Raw genomic sequence first — 19273 nt, 5'->3', positions numbered from 1 at the left:
TTATATTTCAGTCTTCACGTCAAGTATTAGCTTTGAGTAGACTGTTGTTTTTATTAATTCATCAGCACTTACCAAAAACTTTAACATTAAATGAATTATGGAAGAAATATATGCTAAAGAAGTTCGTTTTTTTAACTGCTATATCAGTTTTGTTTGCAGGTTGTGCTTCTGTTCCTACAGAACAAGCTCAGGTAACGAGCGCAATCAAACAGTATAATACGCCTTCTGCCAACAATGCAGGCTTATACATTTATCGAAAGGCTACTGTAGTAGGCGGCGCATTAAAAAAAGATGTATGGGTGGATGATAAATGTATTGGTGAAACCGCACGAGGAACTTTCTTTTATGAAGAAGTTATAGGCAACGCTGAACACAAAGTCTCAACTGAATCTGAATTCTCTCCTAATGACTTGATCGTGCAGACGCAAGCAGGGCAAAATTATTTTATCAAACAATATATTAAGCCAGGTGTATTTGTTGGTGGTGCGGGTTTAAAATTGGTTCCTGAAGCAGAAGGGAAGCAAGATATCAGTGACTTAAAATTAGGAGTTAAAGGTAAGTGTAGTAAATAGTTACTAGATGATTCTATTACTAGCTTCTAAACAATTAAAAAGACGTTAACTTTTGAGTTATCGCCTTTTTAATCGTTATCAAACTAATGGTTCAGCTTGTAGGTTAACTGTTGTAAGCTTTAATCAACATATAAGCTAGTGTTAACCACAGTCTATCCAGCGAGTAGCGCCAATAAGCTAGTGCCTAACGCATTGTCACAAACTCTTCTGAACCCGTCGGATGAATAGCAACCGTATTATCAAAGTCCGCCTTCGTCGCGCCCATCTTTATAGCCACGGCAAAGCCTTGAATCATCTCGTCAACGCCAAAGCCAATACCGTGCAAGCCAATCACCCTTTCATCTTCACCTAAACACACTAGCTTCATCGTGCATTTTTGTCGATGCTGAGTGACCGCACTAAACATATCAGTAAAGCTCGAGCTATAGCATTTGATAGCCTCTTTACCAAATTGACTGACAGCATCAATCTCAGATAAGCCAATCGTGCCAATAGGCGGATGAGTAAAGATAACCGTTGGGATCAACTCATAACTTAGATGCTCGTCAGTTTTGCCGTTAAATAAGCGCTCCGACAACCTGCGACCTGCCGCAATAGCTACTGGGGTCAAATCAACACTATTCTCAATAATATCACCGACCGCATAGATGCCATCGACATTAGTGTTTTGAAACTTATCGACTTTGATTTTATCGTCATCAGTCGTCGCAACGCCTGTCACTTGCAGATTGATATTATCGATAGAGGGCGCACGACCTATCGCCCAAATTAAGCAGTCTACGGTGTCGACATGATCTTCGTTATCATCGTTGATAGATAAGCTCAGGCTATCATCAGCGTTTTTATTGACCTCGCTTATTGAGCTATTGGTATGCAAATGAATACCCGCTTGCTCCATTTCTATCAATAAGGTTTCGACAATCGTATGGTCAAAGGTGCGTAGTGGCGAGTGTTTGCGCACATACAGATGCACTTCAGAGCCAAGACTATTGAGTACGCCTGCGATCTCAACCGCGATATAGCCTGCGCCTACGATAGCCACTCGTTTTGGCAGATGATTTAATTTAAAAAACCCATCCGAGTCAATACCGTGCTCCGCGCCTTTGATATTGGGCTTGATAGGATGACCACCCGTAGCGATTAAGATATGGTCAGCGGTAATATGTTCGCCATTGACCTCGACGGTATTGGTATCGACAAACTTGGCAAAGCCTTTTATAACTTCGACGCCGTTTTTGGCAAGATTATTATCGTAAGCGCGGTGAATATTCTCGATATATTGCTGGCGACTTTGTACTAGCTTTTGAAAGTCAAAACCTTTTAGCTCAATATCAAAACCGTAGTCTGGCGCGAACTTATGAATGGTTTCGGCGACATGAGCGCCATACCACATCACCTTTTTGGGTACGCAGCCCCAGTTGACGCAAGTCCCGCCTAGTTGCTCCGCTTCGATAATCGCGCATTTTTTTCCGAAGCTGGCCGCACGGTTAATCGAGCCAATACCGCCGCTACCGCCGCCAATGGCGATGTAATCATAATGTTTGGTCATTAAGAGATCCCTGTATTTAATTATTATTGCTGTGATGGTTGATGTGCTGTTGTAATGAATGTTGTGGCTAATCTGAGATGCTATTTATCGTTCAAGTAAGGTGAGGCGTTTCAGTGTGCTCAGTGTTAGGATAGAGGTAGCACACTTTTAAACAATGGCACGACGTCTATAAAATAACAGTCCAGGAATAGACAAGCCTAGCACCAGTCCTGAGGTGACAAATAACGCCTCAAATAAATAGACCATCATTTGGCTAAATAATTCGTCGGAAAAGCCAAAATAGCCAATCTGTACCATACTGACCATTGCCTTATAAGCGGCAATACCGGGCATCATACAAATGACACTTGGCGAGATGAGGGCTTTGGGCGGTAGGGTATATTTTTTAGAAAAATACACGCCCAAAAAGCTGGCAAGCATTGCACCAAAGAAGCTGGCAACCACCAGATGAACATGCTGGTACACTAGCGCTGTTTTTAATCCAAATCCAAAAGCAGTCATCAATAAACAAGGCAAAATATACCTTTTAGGGACGTTGAACATCAGTGTCCAACCGAGGGTAATGATGCAAGATAGAATAATAGTTTCAATGAACCACATCTCAAAATCCCCAGTGCTGTATTCTTAGTAGCACTAGCGCCATAACAATACCAACGCAAGCAGATAAGGTCAACATATAGGTGTAAACAGCGCGTCCAATGCCGATGTTGACATAGCCTTTTAAGATATCAGAAAAAGAATTAATCAAAGGAAAGCTGGGTACTAATAGTAAAACGCTAGAGGCGACTGCAATATCAGCATTATTACCCACATCGAAATAATAAGTGGTCGCGCCAATTAAAGAGGCGATAAATGCCGTCGCAATAACGGCGATAAAAGCATTAAAATGATGCCTAGATAAATAAATACGGGTTAGCATCGCTACCATACCAGCTGTAAAGGTCACAGCAGTAATCGACCAACTACCGCCATTGAGATACGCAAACGCAGCACAAGAAGCCCCAACAAATATACTAACTAGCCACGCTGGATATACGGTCTTGTCCAACTCATCAAAGGCTAGTGTCGTCAGTTCAGTTAATCTACCGTTGAGCGCATCGTTATCTATAGCGGCTTCCGTTTTATTGACTATTTGCTGAATCTGTACCAGTAAATTGACATGAATACTTTGATTGACCGTATCTCGCGTAGTGGTGATACAGCGCTCATTATAAATAGTCGTCAAGGTTAGCGCATTAAAGTTAAGCGAACACTCTACACTGTTCACACCTAGGGCGATCCCTAAGCGTTTGGACAAATCAACTACCACCGCAGACTCAGCACCATATTGCATCAGCAGTAAGCCACAGCGTACGCATAATCGAGTGATGCGCTGCTGCTGTATATAGCTAATAGAGTTCATTTTCACATTAGGCATGTTAGCTATCAAATTTATAGATAGTAAGAATGGTATGAGCTCACGATAGCACAACTTAGGGTGTTTTTTTAAAGGATAAACCTATAAATGTCATAGGTAAAACAGAACGTCGCTCATTTGAATGGATAATAACTGAAAGGTGAAAGTTTATCTTGGTCATCGATCACAGCTAAGAGGCTTAACGTCGTGCGTCATTGATATGAGGTAGGCGAGTGCCGAGGAACAATGTTCAAAACTTAAGCGTTAAAAACATAAAAAAAGAGTGGTCATAGATTTAGTGACAAAACTATGACCACTCATTTTGCTACTATGGATTTAGTCATAATAGCTTATCAAATAAAGCTGCTAAAAATACTAACTGCGTTTTGATGGACGGCCTTGACCTTGAGGCATTTGATAGCCTTTTGCGCTCATGCAAGACTCTAATTTTTGCATATCGCTTTTGCTTGGACGACTCTCTTTAGTCATCTGTACGCCAGTACTTCTTGCACAAGCATCCATGGCTTGCTTCATATTAGCTGACTTAGCTGGTTTTTGCTTATTGTAATCTCTAGACTTATTGATGTTATCTGATGCTCCAGTTGAAACACAACCGGTAATACCAAGACTAGAAGCCAAAATTATGAATAATAATTTTTTCATGCGGAATCCTTAATCAGATATTTACGTATTAGTTGTAGTGGTTCATGAACGACGTTGAACCTTTAGATCTTAATACAACTGGACTATAACTATCTTTAACGAATGATTAAGAAAGGTAACGTAGTAATGGCAATATTAGATAAATAGGAGAGCCAAAACTTAGTCCTAGCAACTTGTTTGGTTGAGCAGGATAATCGCTGCAATCGGGGCTAAACCGCTCCTATAGCAAATATTACAATTATAAATAAACCTTACTATCATTATGGATAATAGAAATATTATCAACCTATGTGCTATTCTTTGAATCAAAGATAATAAAGGAAAACAATATGTCAGAATCAAAGTATATGCTTGTTAGAAGCCCAAACCTGATTAAAGGAAGTCAAGTAGGTTACGGATGGGGTAGTGTGGATTTTTCTGCATTTAATAGTTTTAAAAACCTGATAGGAAAAGGTTTTGCAGGTAAAAAGATAGGACGTCAGACTAACCAAATCAAACGTTTTTTTAACTTAAAAAAGGGCGACTACGTTATTGTGCCATTCTCTGGCTCTTTTGCTATTGCAGAGGTAATAGGAGATCGAAGCCACCACCCTATAATTAAGCAAGTACCTTACGGAGAAAACAGAATATCAGCAAAATATTTGCAACATGAAAATGGCTATTTTATACCTAGAGCCAGTTTATCTACTGCTTTACAGAATAGAATGAAAATAAGAATGACTGTTTGTGATTTGAGTGAGTTTTCTGAAGAACTAGACAAGCATGTTGAACAGCTAAAAAATGGTAGTTTGTATACTTGGAATAATGAACAAGAATTAAGACTAAATAAAAAGGCTAATGCTTTTAAGACTGATATGCTGAAAAGACTCCAAAACAATAAGCAAATTAACTTAAAATCTGGAGGTTTAGGACTAGAATACTTAATAGAAGATATTCTAGAATCTAAAGGTTATGATGTTCGTATCCCTGCAAAGAATGAGAGGTCTGGCGTAGAGGATGTCGATGTCATTGCTACTCGAATGTCTGAGTTTTCAAATAACAGAGAGAGTTTATTAATCCAAGTGAAACATCATACAGGTACTTCAGGAATACATGGCCTCAATCAATTGATTGCTTATAAGATGGATGATGATGAGTTTTCATACGTTGAAAAGGTTTTACTAACGACGGCTGAATTTAAAAACAAAGAGCAGGCTGAATCTAATAATGTGACCGTCTTAGCAGGGATGAACTTTATAAATTGGCTATACGATAACTTAAACTTTGTTTCGGAGAAAAATTTGTCAAAATTAGGTATATCTACGATGCCAACACTTTTGTGAGGGTTTAAAGAATTTGACGAGTGTACTAAATCTCACTTAACTACGGATGGTGTACAAATGGACGAGCGATTTGTAGGCTAGTGTCTAGGAAGAGACCCAACAAATAATTTGGCGTTATATGAATTGTTGGGTTTTCTTCGTGAATCCAAATTACGAACTAACTCATGGCTTTGGTACAAACAGATGGGTAAATTCGATTGGATAGTAGTAGTTTGCTACTTCTAAATCACTAATTATTTGATATGGCTCTAATTGAATTGGTGTAGGGAAGTGTTTGTCAAAGCCTTCACATATATCTTGTGAGCTACCATCACACTTACTCAGAACAGCTCCCATTTGTTGTGTTTCATCTTCAATATTCGTCCACGAGAAAAAAATATAAGTGGCAGGTGCAGGTAATTTCAATTGGTATTCGTAGGTTTCAGTAGGAACTGTCACTTGATATGTTTTCCCGCTCTTTACATCTCGAGCATACACGTTTATCTCAGGTACAAAATCCGAAGGATAAAAAGATGAACCATAAATTATAGCACTGTCGTATTCAAAATTAAGAGGCTCTGCCATAACTGTATTCGCTAATAAAATAATTAATAATGTAGTAATAGGTACGCTTTTTTTTACCATATTGAGACTCCTTAAATTAAATTTAAAATTATTTATTAAGCAGAAAATTCGATAGTATTCAAATATTTCACTTAATACTATAGCTTATATACCTGTACTAATAGTAAGCAGTAGACATTAGTACAAATTAATATCACTAAATATTGCTGTACTGTTCTATTTGAGTTATATTTGAAACCAAATTAGTTTCAATGGTTAAAAAATGAAAAAAATACTTTTGTCTCTTATGCTAAGCAGTTTCATTGCAGGATGTAGCAATCCAAAAGATGAGGTATTACCACCTAATTTGAATGAAACGGATATGACAGTTTTAGCAGAGAAAGTTAAGAGTTTGAGTGAGGAGGACAAAGCCTTGCTTACTGGCTATTTGATGCGCTCTGAAATTTCAAAAGCTTTTGGTGGGGAAGGTGCATCAACTGGTACGACAGTCGGCGAAGCTATCGAAAATCAAAAGCAATGGGAAGTAGAAAAGAAAGTTGAAGAACAAGCAAAAATTGAAAGAGCTGCTAAGCTGAAAGCTGAAAAAGATACAAAAACTGCTGAATTTAAGAAAGCTGTAGCAATTACTGTATTTGATAAAAATCTTGTAGAAGCAGACTGGCAATCTTATATTACTCTTGATGTTGACGTAAAAAATAACTCAAGTAAAGAGATAGCTGGTTTAAAAGGAGCTATCAATTTTTTCGATAAATTTGGTGATTTAATTGTGTCTTTCGGTTTCGGTGATGATACGTTTGATATTCCTGCAGGTGATAGTATGAAAAATACTTTCAGTTGGGATTACAACCAGTTTATGGACGAGCATAATAAATTCGTTAATACCTCGTTAGAGGGCATGAAGTATGAGTTTGAACCTGAACAAATACTTTTTGAGGATGGTACTAAATTAGAGATGCCAGCATCAAATGAAGATATTTTTTAGAAAACACAGTGTTGAATAAGTTATATTTAGAAAACGTTTTCTACGCTACCGATAAGCAAATTAAAGCATATAAATTCAATTTTCTAATGGTATCTATGGTCTTTTTAAAAAGTAATGGCTTTTTCTTGTGTTAGAAGCAGTGCTTCATATTAGACTGCTGCATAAGTACTCAACTACAGTCTAATAGATTAAATATAACCTTCAAAGAATCAACTATAGGTTCAAATATGAGTAAATTATCAAAATTAATAGAACTTGTCATTATAGGCTTATCAATTGGAGTTGCTTCTTCAAGTATGGCATCAAATAGTGATACTTGTGAGTTTCAAGATAGCTTAGAAGGAACTTATTTAACAGATGACTGCACTCTGATACCTGTAAGTAGAGCTATTGCTAAGTATGAGACAAGAGCTATGAGCGGTGATGTTGAAGCACAATATAAACTTGGTGAAATATATTTTAGCTCAACTCAAGAATCGGATGAAGCCTATAGATGGTTACTATCGGCTGCAAGGCAGGGGCATGTAGAAGCGCAAACTGAAGTTGCTCTCTTATATATGTTTGGTATCGGTGTGGAAGAAAGTCTGGAAAAATCGGTTTATTGGTATAAAAAGGCTGCGGGTAATGGTAGTTATAAAGCTATAAGAAATTTAAACGATTTATATGAAGAAGGTTTGATTGGCTTAGAATAGACGCTGTCTGTAAACCCACCCAACAAAAAAGGCCACCCTCGAAAGGATAGCCTCAATATCAAACCTAAACACAAATCAATCTAACTCGCCTCAGACATAGCCTGCTCAAGCATTGGCTTTAAGAACTCACCCGTAAACGAGCCTTTTACCTCCGCCACTTCCTCAGGCGTACCTTCCGCGATAATCATACCGCCACCTTTACCACCTTCAGGGCCAAGATCAATAACCCAATCCGCCGTTTTGATAACGTCTAAATTATGCTCAATGACCACGATGGTATTACCTTTATCGCGTAGCGCATGCAGGATATTTAGCAATTTATTGATATCATGGAAATGCAAACCAGTCGTTGGCTCATCCAAGATATACAGCGTCTGTCCGGTATCACGTTTAGCCAATTCACGCGCTAGTTTAACCCGCTGCGCCTCACCACCTGATAGCGTTGGCGCAGACTGACCAAGACGAATATAACTTAGACCGACATCCATTAGCGCTTGCAGGCGACGATAAATCGCGGGTATCGCTGAAAAGAACTCAACGGCATCTTCGACGGTCATATCTAACACATCAGCGATAGTTTTGCCTTTATAGTGAATCTCTAGGGTCTCGCGGTTATAGCGCTTGCCCTCACAAGTATCACACGGCACATACATATCAGGTAAGAAATGCATTTCTACTTTGATCAGACCATCACCTTGGCAAGTCTCACAGCGTCCACCTTTGACGTTGAAGCTAAAGCGACCTGGCTTATAACCACGGGCGCGCGCTTCTTGCGTTTGCGCAAACATCTCGCGTACTGGCGTAAATACCCCTGTATAAGTGGCAGGATTCGAGCGCGGCGTACGACCGATAGGGCTTTGATCGATATCGACCATCTTATCCAAATGCTCAAGACCACTGATGCTTTCGTGTTTATCAGCAATTAGTGTTGAGGCATTATTGAGCTGGGTTGCTGCTAATGGCATTAAGGTGCGGTTAATCAAAGTCGATTTACCTGAACCTGATACTCCAGTGATACAAGTCATAATGCCAACAGGTAGCGTCAAATCAACATCTTTTAAGTTATTGCCCGTTGCGCCTTTGAGCTCGATAGTCATAGGTACTTTTTTAGGTTTGGCTTTGCCTTTACTTTCGACGTCTATCGTTTTGGCCTTATGACGAATTTTGGGTATCTCAATACGCTTTTTACCCGACATATATTGTCCAGTAAGCGATTCCTTATTGGCCATAATATCTTTGACCGTACCCTGCGCGATGATATGTCCACCATGCACACCGGCACCAATACCGATATCGATAACGTGATCGGCTTGACGAATGGCGTCTTCATCATGCTCAACGACGAGCACCGTATTACCTAAATCACGCAAGCGAGTCAAAGTTTTAAGCAAGCGATCATTATCGCGCTGATGCAGACCGATTGACGGCTCATCAAGCACGTACATCACGCCCATTAAACCGGCGCCAATTTGGCTGGCTAAGCGAATACGCTGGGCTTCACCACCTGATAAAGTCTCCGCAGAGCGGGCAAGTGATAGATAATCAAGACCGACGCTCACTAGGAAGTTTAAGCGCTCATTGATCTCTTTAAAGATTTTCTCCGCGACTTCGCCTTTATGACCGCCGATTTTAAGCGTTTTATAGTAGTCCGCTGCATCGCCAATAGATAACTTGACGATTTCAGCGATGGTCTGATCATCAACACGCACATTGCGCGATATCTCATTTAGACGTGCGCCATCACAGACGTTACAAGTGGTATCGGCTAGGTATTTGGCCAGCTCATCACGGACTAGATTGCTTTGGGTCTTAGCATAACGACGCTCAAGATAAGGCAAGACCCCTTCAAACGGTATGGTTTTATTGGTTTTGCGCCCACGTTCATCAGTAAAGTTAAAAGTTAGTTTCTCTTTACCTGAGCCTTGCATAATCAGATCTTGCTGCTCTTTTGAAAGCGTTTGCCAAGGCGCGTCCATATCGATTTTGAAATGCTTGCAGACGGTAGAGAGCAGACCGAAGTAATAAGCATGACGCTTATCCCAACCGTTTATCGCACCTTGATTCAATGATTTTTCATGATGGGTAATCAGCTTTTCAGCGGCGAAGTATTGACGCTTACCAAGGCCATCACAGCTTGGACAGGCACCATACGGATTGTTAAAGCTAAACATGCGTGGCTCAAGCTCGGATACCGCCCGATCGCAGACGGGGCAGGAGTGCTTAGCTGACATCACTTGATTGTCGCTGCCATCTTCTTTTGGGTTACCATCCATAAAGTGTAGGGTCACTAGCCCTTGACCTAAACGTAGCGCAGTCTCAAGACTCTCCGCCACACGGTTGCCCAAGTCATCACGGACTTTAAAGCGATCGACTACGACCTCGATAGTATGCTTTTTCTTTTTATCAAGCGTCGGTAGCTCATCGGTATCATAGACATCACCATCGACACGCACGCGGACAAAGCCCTGACCAATCAGCTGCTCAAGCAATACGGTATGCTCACCTTTACGCTCACGTATCACAGGCGCTAGGATCATCAGCTTAGTATCAGCAGGTAGCGACATGACTTGATCGACCATTTCAGTCACTGACTGGGCGACCATAGGCTCATTATGCTCAGGGCAAAACGGCGTACCGATACGCGCATATAATAGACGCAGATAATCGTAGATTTCGGTAATCGTACCAACCGTTGAGCGTGGATTATGGTTGGTTGATTTTTGCTCGATGGCGATAGCAGGTGACAAACCCTCGATACTATCGACTTCAGGCTTTTCCATCTGCGATAAAAACTGACGCGCATAAGCCGACAAGCTCTCGACATAGCGACGTTGTCCTTCGGCATAAAGCGTATCAAATGCCAATGATGATTTACCAGAGCCTGATAGACCAGTAATGACCACGAATTTATCACGTGGAATGTCTAGATCAATATTTTTTAGGTTATGAGTACGAGCGCCGCGTATTGCGATATGATCATGTGCCATCGGTAATTGATTTCCTATTAGCTAAATATAAGTTAAAACCAACTTAGCCGTTGGTTAAAAATGCAGTTAAATTTTAAATACAATCATTTAAGTAAAACAGTAGGCAGTTCTTAATATGAATTAAACATCAGAATTTTTTTCAAAAAGATAAGTTTTTATTACGCTGCTTAGCAAAAACAGTTTACGAATAATAATGCTAAAAGGTTATTAGAATATTGGTTTAATAATTTAAGCACTATATGCACCGGAAATTTTAGAATTTATTAAATTCTTGTTTCAATAAATTCTTGCTCCGATAGAAAAAATAGAAACAGTAAGTCAATAAAAAATGTTAAAGCCATATAGCGGGTAACGACTTACTTTATTGTTATCATTGACAAATTATTCAAGGTATAAGCACAGATTGACTGCACTTAGTAACAAATTTATTGAGCGTTCAAAATGAGCTTGGCATGAGTCGATAGAATAGAGTAAACCAATCAGCTTGAAACGGCGCGCCATAGCAAGCACATAGGTAGAGGGCATATAGACAGCAAGCACAAACCTGTGAGCAGATAAAAGTGTCGGCAACGCTAAGGTGAATGTTTTATACTAAGGGTTTTATGCTAAGGAGCTTAATTGGTACGCTAAGTAATGCTGCGTGTCAGCCGTTAAGTAATAAGAGCTAGGCGATAAAGGCCAAATGATAAGTCAGTAGTAATAGAGCTGTGAGGCAAGTATGAATAGCGTAGAAAAACGGGCAATTGCAGGGGTTGGTGGTATCTTCGCGCTACGGATGATTGGCCTGTTTATGATTGTGCCAGTGTTTTCTGTCTATGGCGATAATTATGCGCATGCTACGCCTTTTTTGATCGGTTTAGCTGTCGGTATTTATGGACTTGGGCAGGCGATATTTCAGATTCCGATGAGCCTTGCCGCCGATAAATTCCCGCGTAAGCCTATTATTATGCTCGGGCTAGTATTGTTTGCACTCGGCGGTATTATTGCGGCCAACGCGACCGATATCTATGAAGTGATTATCGGTCGGGCGCTGGCGGGTGCAGGTGCGGTGTCGGCGGTATTGATGGCGCTACTAGCCGATGTCACCCGCGAGGAGATGCGCACCAAAGCAATGGCTACAATGGGCTTGACTATCGCCACCTCTATTATGCTAGCGTTTGCTTTTGGGCCATTATTAGTCGGCTCATTAGGTATATCAGGACTGTTTTGGCTGACGGCAGGTTTTGCTGTTTTGGCTATGGTGTTGTTATGGATCGTGCCCTCACCGATGCGGGTGCTCAAACATAATTTGGATAATAAGTCGATCGGTGAGCAGCTCGCTACTGTCCTCAAAATCGGTGATCTCAATCGTTTGCATTTTGGTATTTTTGCCCTGCATCTGACCATGACGGCAATATTTGTTATTTTGCCACATCAGCTTAGCGAGGTAATGGGCCTATCTGTGCGTCAACAAGGTCTAGTTTATTTGCCGCTATTATTCATCGGCTTTGCGGTTGCGATACCTTTTATTATCATCGCCGAAAAGAAGCGCATGATGCGTCAAGTGTTCCTAGGAGCGATTGCTCTGATGACGGTAGCGCTAGTAGTATTAGCGTTAGGTAGCCAAGTTGGCGTTGGTATTATCTTGGGGTTACTGTTATATTTTATGGGCTTTAATTTACTTGAGGCGACTATTCCGTCATGGATATCTAAGCGCGCCCCAGTCGCGAATAAAGCAACGGCGATGGGACTCAATTCATCGAGTCAGTTCTTTGGCGCTTTTATTGGTGGGGCGATGGGCGGCTTGTTACTCACTCAATCCAACTTGCTAGCTTGGGGCATATTAGCGGCGGTCATGGCGATAGCTTTGGTGCTTATTATTCCTATTGCTGATCCGCCGTATCTCTCTAGTACTACTGTGACTATCCCAAAAAACATTGACATTCAGGACTGGTCACAGCAGATGATGGCGGTCAACGGTGTTGATGAGTTAGTCGTCATGGCAAAAGAGCAAGTCGCTTATTTAAAGTTAGATAAAACTAAGCTTACAGATACTTCACGGCAGGCGCTATTGGACTTGGCGCAAAGCCCGTTAGATATTTAACCTTTATCAGGCATCTAAAAAGGAATTAAGATGAGTAAATTAATAACTAAGTTTGGGATTGGCGCTGGATTATCAATGATACTATTGATGACAGGCTGCGCCACGCAAAATATTCAGACTTATAAAGAGGCTAAGCCCGCCCTTGATATGCATGAGTTTTTCTCAGGGCAGATCGACGGTTATGGTATGTTTCAAGGTCGTAGCGGCGAGATCAAAAGACGCTTTACCGTGGATATTGATGCCACACATGAAGGCGATGATGTGATCGTATTAGACGAGAAGTTTGCATGGGCAGATGGCACTAAGTCGCAACGTATCTGGCGGCTGACCGAACAAGCCAATGGTCAATGGACAGGCACAGCGGGTGATGTGATCGGTGAAGCCAATGGCGAAGTGGTTGGCAATGCTTTTCACTGGCAATACGTACTAGATTTACCGGTTGATGATAAAACTTATCAAGTCAACTTTGATGACTGGATGTATCTCATTAGCGATGACGTTATGCTCAATCGCGCAGTAATGAGTAAGCTTGGGGTTGAGCTGGGTAGCGTAACGCTAAGCATGCAGCGTAAAAACGATAAAACTATCAACAATAAATAAAACTATTAACAAAAAGTTATCAGTAAAGAGATTTTACTTTTTTATTCCATTATAATCGGATAAATATATATATAGGTTTTAAGCGTCATAGATTGTCGTGTATCGCCTGCCTTTACTGGATATTAGCGTAAAAACCCTATAATATAAAACTGTGGTTTTTACAGTAATTCTTAATGCCTTCAATATTTTGACAAGTTATTGAACTTTAATAGAATTATCTGTCAAATCAAATTATTTATCATAAGAGGACAACATCATGCGTGGAGTTAATAAAGTTATCATCATTGGTAATCTCGGTGCAGATCCTGAGGTTCGTCAATTCAGTAATGGCGGTAGCGTCACCAATATCTCTGTCGCGACCTCCGAGCAGTGGACAGACAAGCAAAGCGGTGAGAAAAAAGAATCAACCGAATGGCATCGTATTGCACTCTATAATCGCTTAGGTGAAATCGCCGCTCAATATCTACGTAAAGGCAGTAAAGTATATATTGAAGGCAGTTTGCAAACGCGCAAGTATCAAGCGCCTGACGGTAGTGACCGTTATGCTACTGATATCAAAGCCTATCAAATGCAAATGTTAGACGGTGCTAGTGGTGGCCAAGGCGATGGTGGTCAAGGCGGCTATGGCAACAATCAAGGTGGCCAACAGAGTTACGGTAATCAGGGTAATAATAACAACAACCAAGGCGGTGGCTACAATAATCAAGGCGGCCAAGGTGGTCAGGGCGGTTTTAATAATCAAGGCGCTAACAATCAGGGCTCAGGTAACCAATTTAACCAGCCCAATCAGTCTAACAATGCGCCAAGTGTCGCCAACAAATCAGCGATGCCTGATGGCCCTGTTGATGATGACATTCCTTTTTAGGATGTAAAATAATAAGACGTAAGAAAGTAAGTGTAAAATAATAGTGTCGATTGAAGCTAAAAAGAGTCTATATTTATAGGCTCTTTTTTACTTTATTAGTTAAATGAAATTATGTTAAATGATTATATTTAGAAAAACTATTCATACTCTAAATATAATATATTTAAGATTATTTTGTATTTCTCAATAAAAATAGGAATATTAATTAAGAGTTGTTATCGATTAAATTTTTGTTTATATTGTAATCGTTTTATATTTCAATTTTAATTATAGAGGTAACCATGTCCAATAATAATGCCATTAACTTAGATGGTCTCAATGTAGATGAACTACGTGCCATTACTGAGAATGCGCAGCAGCTAATCAGTCAAAAACAACATCAACGCTTGCACGATGCTTATGTACAATTCGAAAAAATTGCTAAAGACAGCGATAGTAGCATTGATGAAATCTTAAAGGCAGGTGAGAGTCTAGAGAAAAAACGTAGTATAAAATATCGTAATACTGACAACAGCCAAGAGACTTGGACAGGTCGTGGTCGCAAGCCGACGTGGTTAGTAGAGGCTTTGAGTGCTGGTAAAAACCTTGAAGACTTTGCTATATAGTTTTTCTGCTACCTACTGTTTATAGACCTTTGAGCTTATTACCTTACAAGGGTTGAATAGCTATTTAAGCCAGTATCTTTTATCGCCTATCATGCGCCTAAAAGATACTGGCTTTTTTTGCTGTCATCTTTAGGTCATTGTTTGTTATGATAATGACGTTTCAATCTTTCTATGAGAGTGAGTGATCAGTGTCGCAAGCTTCTATATCGTCTAATAAGCGTCCGCGTAAGCTCTGGTGGCTCATAGGACTGCTGGTATTTGCAATATTTGCGCTGTTGCAGATGCCAGCATCGTGGGTGTTGCAAAAGGTAGCGCCGCAGTCGCCTTATGTACAGCATGTCTCTGGTAACTTATGGCAAGGCGCGGCTATTTGGCAGGTGCCTGTGTCAAAAGTGTCAAAAGCGCCGCTGACAGGGGCTTTGAGTTGGCATTGGCAGCCTTGGCAATTATTGTTAGGTAAGCTTGGCGCTGATGTCGATATCAGTAGTGGTCAAACACAGCTTGACGGTCAGCTCAAAGTATCTCGCAGCTCATGGCAAGTAGCGGATATGACTGGCAGGATTGCACCCGATACCCTAAGACAAGTGGTTGACTGGCAGCTGCCTAGTACTCCTATTCAGGTCAATAGTGTCTCGCTACAACGCCAGTCCGCTAAGGGCGAGCGCTCTGCTGGCTTTAAAGCCGCCGAGGGGCAGCTCACTTGGGTTGGCGGGGAGGTCGGCTACCCTAGCGCAGGAAAAGTGTTTTATATCACTATGCCTGCACTACGTGCTGAGCTGAGCACTGAACAAAAAAACAGTAATAATCTGCTGCATATTAATTTGCTAGATAATCAAGACAAACGCTTGGGCGATCTGTATGTCGATGGCGATAACATGCTCGATGTCAGCTTGACCCAGCGCTTACTTGAGAATATGCCAGAGTATAAAGGTCAAGCGCCACAAGATACACCTGTAGTTAGCGTACGTCAGCCATTATTATCAGGGCTTGGGGGCGCTAATTGAGCCTAGTCATGAATCGCCTCAAGCCGCTATTAGATATCCTCAATCGATTTTCAGGCTGGCTACTGCTATTGGCGCTGGGCTGGCTATGCTGGAGTGCTGCACGCTTATTATGGCTAGTATTGGCGCCGCCACTTGCACCAGCCTTACCCGTACTACCTTTGCAGAATCTCACAGGGTCGGTGACGGACAATAGCAGTCTATTTGCGATCTTTGCTGAGCCTGATCCAGTAGCGCAGTCAGTGCAACCGCCGCCGAATGTGATCTTAAAGGGCGTATTATTAGCCGATCCTGAAAGCTCGTCTTCAGCGTTATTAGATGTCAACGGCATGGTCAAAAACTATCGTATCGGTGATAGCTTACAAGAGACTGGCTATACCTTGGTTGCCGTAGATTGGAATGCCGTGGTTATCGCTGACGGTGCAGCTAAGCAGTCTGTTATCAGTATGGCAGATGCTATGCCGCTTGATCAAAGAGGTATGGCTGCCAACGCTATTGGCAATCAGCGCCTACCTGATAACAATAATAACGGGCTTGCCTCAGGACTACCGCAACCTGTAGATATTCCTAACCTTGGTAATATCGATGCCAACAATAATAGTGATGCCAATAACAGCGATGTCAATAAGAGCAACGATACCAATTCAGCAATCGACAAGGCGGTAAATGAGCTGCAAGAGAATCCTGCTGGCTACTTGAGTCGTATGGGCGTGATGGCATCAGGTGAAGGCTATCAAGTGACCGCCGCGATGCCTTCAGGTCTGCGTAATCGCTTAGGGCTTGAGCCAGGAGATCGCGTGATGTCTGTTAATGGTCAAAGTGTCGGTAACAATCCAGGACAAGACGCTAATGTGCTACAGCAAGTGCAAAAGTCTGGTGAGGCGCAGATAGAAGTTAAGCGCGGTGAGCAAGTGATCACTATCCGCCAGCAGTTTTAAAATTAATAGTTCAAAAGTTTTTTAAAGATAATTGCTTATAAGTATTATTCCAAATTCTTTAGCCTATAACCGCTCTAATATTAAAGTGAGTAACCATCAGCATGGTAAGTTTATCTAAATTTTCAGTAGCGCCTTTGCGTCGTTCTCTACAGAGTTTGCTGTATGTGTGCCGACCTTTGTGTCTAGCACTGCCATTATGGGCGGCGATGTGTGGGCTGGCTACTGCTGAAAGCTGGAAAGTGAACTTGCAAGATGCGGACATAAAAGCTTTTATTAATGAAGTGGCGACTATCACCGAGCAGAATTTTGTACTTGATCCACGTATCAATGGCAATGTAACTGTGATATCCAACCGTGCACTTTCTCGCGATGAGATTTATCAGCTGTTCTTAAGTGTGATGCAAGTCAATGGTATTGCAGCGATTGATTCGGGGACGACTATTAAGCTAGTCCCTGATAACGTCGCCAAGCAGACTGGGGTAGCTGTGGATCTGCGCGGCACGACAGTTGGTGAGGCTTTAGCGACACGGGTGATTTATTTGACCAATACTCAGGCCGCAGAAGTGCTCGGAGTCATTAGACCTCTGATGCCGCAGTCAGCCCATGCCGCTGCTGTGCCTGGGGTTAATGCGCTGGTGTTATCTGATCGGGCGGATAGCCTGAACCAATTGACGGCTCTGATCCGCGATTTGGACAGCAATGTCAATGATAGCTTGCGCGTGATACCACTGCGCCATGTCGATGCTGAGCGCATGATGGATCTGATCAGTGCGCTAGTTAGCAGTGCAGGTGGCGCTGGGGCAGGCAGCGATCAGCTCAAGGTTATCGCAGATACCTCAAGTGATAGGCTGCTGGTCAAAGGCAGTCCTGAGATGATCGCCAAAGTGCAAGAGATGGTCAATCAGCTCGATACTACGCCCACACGGCGACTGAGTGGACTACGAGTGTTTCGTCTCAAGTACGCCAGCGCCAATCATATTGCAGATATGCTGCGTGGCTTATTGGCCAATCAGTCCATTAACAGCTCAGGCGCAACGTCTACATTAGAGTCCGCCTCACTGACAGACGCTAGCACCACTGGGGCAACGCTCAATACTGAGGCTGCACAAACCGTTAGCAATAACAATACTGCAGTTGGCACAGGCGCTGCTAATACCAGTACTGGTGGTCGCCCCTTTAGTATTATCGCTGATGAAACCCAAAATGCCGTTATTGTAAACGCTGCGCCTGAGCTGATGTTTGAGATTGAAGATGCAGTCAGTCAGCTTGATAATCGCCGCGCGCAAGTCCTGATCCAAGCGGCTATCGTTGAAGTATCAGGTGATGATGCGACGCAGTTAGGGGTGCAGTGGGCGTTAGGTAATGCCAATAGTGGCTATGGGGTCGTGAACTTCAATAATGTTGGCGCTAGTGCTACGACGCTTGCGGCAGCGGCCTTGTCGGGCGGTGCAGGTATTAGCGCCGCTGCAGGCTCTATTGCAGGAGCACTGCTAGGGATAGGCAGTAGCAGTAAAGACAGCAGTGGCAATACGCAGTTTTATGGTGCGATATTACAAGCCTTAGACTCCTCGACCAGTGCTAATCTGTTGTCTATGCCATCGATTTTGACCTTAGATAATGAAAAAGCCAGCATCTTAGTGGGTCAAAACGTCCCTTTTGTGACAGGCTCTTTTACCACTAGCGGCAACAATTCTAATAATCCTTTTCAGACCATTGAGCGCCAAGATATCGGTATCAATCTCAATGTTATCCCGCATATCGGTGACAACGGTACGGTGCGCTTAGAGGTATCACAAGAGGTATCCTCGGTCGTGCCAGGCAGTGTCGGTAATTCAAGCGGTTTAATCACCAATAAGAGCTTAATTAATACTACTATCCTAGCTGATGACCAACAGACTATTGCGCTTGGTGGCTTGATGCGTGAAAACAGTACCACCAATCAACAAAAAGTACCTGGCTTAGGTAATGTACCTATCATCGGGCGTCTGTTTCGCTCCGATAGCGATAATACGCAAAAGAGTAATCTGATTATATTTTTACAGCCGACTATTTTACGCGATGGTGGGGCGGTGGCTAGTGTGACCGAACGCAAATTTAACCAAATGCGTGTATTGCAGTTGGTCATAGATAAAAACGGTACGATCAAGCAGCTGCCTCTAAGCGGTACTGAGGGCTGGAATGGCGATATCAGTCAAGATTATGAGCTGATGAATCTGAATCCGCTGATACCCAAACGCGATCAAACGCCTAAACCTGCCACGACCAACCAAGGCTTTACGAGAGTAGATAGTCCAAGTACGGGCATTACTACTTTCCCATTAAATCCTTAAGTATTGATTGAATGGCTTCTAGCAGTAGCCTTTAATATATAAAGCCATTCAACGAGTAATCAAAGATTTAATTAACTTCTCGTAGCGTAGGCTGCAACTTTAGCCCAGAAAGCAGATATATAGA

17 protein-coding genes are annotated in these 19273 nt (G+C 42.0%); 11 read left to right on the top strand and 6 right to left on the bottom strand.

Annotated elements, in window-relative coordinates:
• Positions 1 to 110: 110 nt before the first annotated feature.
• A complete protein-coding gene (locus ACR63T_RS10520) occupies positions 111 to 572 on the top strand; it encodes a DUF2846 domain-containing protein (RefSeq protein ID WP_305898751.1) in 462 nt (153 codons plus the stop codon).
• Positions 573 to 756: 184 nt separating this feature from the next.
• On the opposite strand, the gene gorA is transcribed toward ACR63T_RS10520, so the two are convergent.
• From gorA to ACR63T_RS10500, 4 genes are all read right to left on the bottom strand, one after another.
• Positions 757 to 2121 carry a glutathione-disulfide reductase gene (gene gorA / locus ACR63T_RS10515; RefSeq protein WP_305898750.1) on the bottom strand — a complete coding sequence of 455 codons (1365 nt, stop codon included), beginning with the start codon at positions 2119 to 2121 and terminating at the stop codon, positions 757 to 759.
• Positions 2122 to 2268: 147 nt separating this feature from the next.
• Entirely contained in the window at positions 2269 to 2721 is a 453-nt protein-coding gene (locus ACR63T_RS10510; RefSeq protein WP_305898749.1) for a threonine/serine exporter family protein, read from the bottom strand.
• A gap of 1 nt (position 2722) precedes the next feature.
• On the bottom strand, positions 2723 to 3523 hold the full coding sequence (locus tag ACR63T_RS10505; RefSeq protein WP_305900323.1) for a threonine/serine exporter family protein: 801 nt from the start codon (positions 3521 to 3523) through the stop codon (positions 2723 to 2725).
• 369 nt (positions 3524 to 3892) lie between these two features.
• Entirely contained in the window at positions 3893 to 4180 is a 288-nt protein-coding gene (locus ACR63T_RS10500; RefSeq protein WP_472783964.1) for a hypothetical protein, read from the bottom strand.
• A 329-nt stretch (positions 4181 to 4509) separates the two neighbouring features.
• Between ACR63T_RS10500 and ACR63T_RS10495 the strand changes: the two genes are divergently transcribed.
• Complete coding sequence (locus ACR63T_RS10495; protein WP_472783963.1) at positions 4510 to 5502, top strand: restriction endonuclease; 993 nt, start codon at positions 4510 to 4512, stop codon at positions 5500 to 5502.
• A 162-nt stretch (positions 5503 to 5664) separates the two neighbouring features.
• Here ACR63T_RS10495 and ACR63T_RS10490 read toward each other — a convergent pair whose 3' ends face one another.
• Positions 5665 to 6126, bottom strand: a complete 462-nt coding sequence (locus ACR63T_RS10490; RefSeq protein ID WP_472783962.1) for a hypothetical protein — start codon at positions 6124 to 6126, stop codon at positions 5665 to 5667.
• 202 nt (positions 6127 to 6328) lie between these two features.
• Here ACR63T_RS10490 and ACR63T_RS10485 point away from each other — a divergent pair, with 202 nt between their 5' ends.
• Positions 6329 to 7048, top strand: a complete 720-nt coding sequence (locus ACR63T_RS10485) for a hypothetical protein (RefSeq protein WP_472783961.1) — start codon at positions 6329 to 6331, stop codon at positions 7046 to 7048.
• 227 nt (positions 7049 to 7275) lie between these two features.
• Positions 7276 to 7740, top strand: a complete 465-nt coding sequence (locus ACR63T_RS10480; RefSeq protein ID WP_472783960.1) for a tetratricopeptide repeat protein — start codon at positions 7276 to 7278, stop codon at positions 7738 to 7740.
• Between the two features lie 80 nt (positions 7741 to 7820).
• On the opposite strand, the gene uvrA is transcribed toward ACR63T_RS10480, so the two are convergent.
• Entirely contained in the window at positions 7821 to 10727 is a 2907-nt protein-coding gene (gene uvrA, locus ACR63T_RS10475; RefSeq protein ID WP_305898746.1) for an excinuclease ABC subunit UvrA, read from the bottom strand.
• 718 nt (positions 10728 to 11445) lie between these two features.
• Here uvrA and ACR63T_RS10470 point away from each other — a divergent pair.
• The 7 genes from ACR63T_RS10470 (at position 11446) to gspD (ending at position 19149) form a co-directional block, all read left to right on the top strand.
• Positions 11446 to 12810, top strand: a complete 1365-nt coding sequence (locus ACR63T_RS10470) for an MFS transporter (protein WP_472783959.1) — start codon at positions 11446 to 11448, stop codon at positions 12808 to 12810.
• A gap of 30 nt (positions 12811 to 12840) precedes the next feature.
• Complete coding sequence (locus tag ACR63T_RS10465) at positions 12841 to 13410, top strand: DUF3833 domain-containing protein (protein WP_472783958.1); 570 nt, start codon at positions 12841 to 12843, stop codon at positions 13408 to 13410.
• A 256-nt stretch (positions 13411 to 13666) separates the two neighbouring features.
• The gene (gene ssb / locus ACR63T_RS10460; protein WP_305898743.1) at positions 13667 to 14275 is read left to right on the top strand and encodes a single-stranded DNA-binding protein; all 609 of its coding nucleotides are present in this window, start codon (positions 13667 to 13669) and stop codon (positions 14273 to 14275) included.
• 281 nt (positions 14276 to 14556) lie between these two features.
• The gene (locus ACR63T_RS10455; RefSeq protein WP_201569915.1) at positions 14557 to 14880 is read left to right on the top strand and encodes an H-NS histone family protein; all 324 of its coding nucleotides are present in this window, start codon (positions 14557 to 14559) and stop codon (positions 14878 to 14880) included.
• 188 nt (positions 14881 to 15068) lie between these two features.
• A complete protein-coding gene (gspN, locus tag ACR63T_RS10450; protein ID WP_472783957.1) occupies positions 15069 to 15884 on the top strand; it encodes a type II secretion system protein N in 816 nt (271 codons plus the stop codon).
• Positions 15885 to 15892: 8 nt separating this feature from the next.
• Positions 15893 to 16819: a type II secretion system protein N gene (locus ACR63T_RS10445; protein WP_472783956.1), complete on the top strand. Its 927-nt coding sequence runs from the start codon at positions 15893 to 15895 to the stop codon at positions 16817 to 16819.
• A 101-nt stretch (positions 16820 to 16920) separates the two neighbouring features.
• Positions 16921 to 19149 (top strand): type II secretion system secretin GspD, encoded by a 2229-nt coding sequence (gspD, locus tag ACR63T_RS10440; RefSeq protein WP_472783955.1) that lies wholly within the window; start codon positions 16921 to 16923, stop codon positions 19147 to 19149.
• Positions 19150 to 19273 lie beyond the last annotated feature (124 nt).

This window comes from Psychrobacter sp. M17(2026) (genome assembly GCF_055699815.1).
This window is presented reverse-complemented; position numbering and strand designations above follow the sequence as displayed.